Source organism: Siminovitchia jepli, assembly GCF_047228825.1.
Taxonomy (GTDB): Bacteria; Bacillota; Bacilli; order Bacillales; family Bacillaceae_C; genus Siminovitchia.
The window spans coordinates 1-535 of sequence record NZ_JBFEGN010000232.1 but is presented as its reverse complement, the minus strand read 5'-3'; the positions used below and the strand labels follow the sequence as shown (position 1 = coordinate 535).

The 535-nt window shown below is 37.8% G+C and carries 1 protein-coding gene; it reads right to left on the bottom strand.

The genetic code is table 11. From position 1 onward, the window contains the following. Positions 1–125: 125 nt before the first annotated feature. Positions 126–535 (bottom strand): IS200/IS605 family transposase (tnpA, locus tag AB1L08_RS22535; protein ID WP_413066796.1); only part of this gene is annotated, 410 nt, incomplete at its 5' end.

Genomic DNA, 535 nt, shown 5'->3' with positions numbered 1-535 from the left:
TCTTAAACGACCACCTGCTCAAAGCAGGTGGATTTTGACATAAATGTCGACGACTAAAGTCGTATTTCAGGCTGAAGTCCTGCTCAAAGTCCAAAAGCTAAAGCATACTCGAAAATAGACTAAACTCATTCATCAATCTTGAAGATTTCATCTTTACCTTCATTGAACTGATTAGCTATATAATTTCTTATTATTTCTTCCGTCACTGTGCCAACTGTTGCACAAAAATAACCTCTCGCCCATAAGTGCTGACCCCAATATCTCTTTTTAAGCTTAGGAAATTGATCTTGCAATAATCTTGAAGATCTTCCTTTCAAATACTGCAAGATTTTACTTGGTGCCATACTTGGGGGGCAAGATATTAACAAATGAATATGATCCTTTCCAACGCTTCCTTGCAAAATGGTAATCCCTCTTGCTTCACAACCTTGTCTAATCAATTCTCTTGCCCTTATTGCAATCTCTCCATGTAGCACTTTATATCTGTACTTTGTCACCCATATTACGTGGTACTTGATGTCATATACCGCATGAC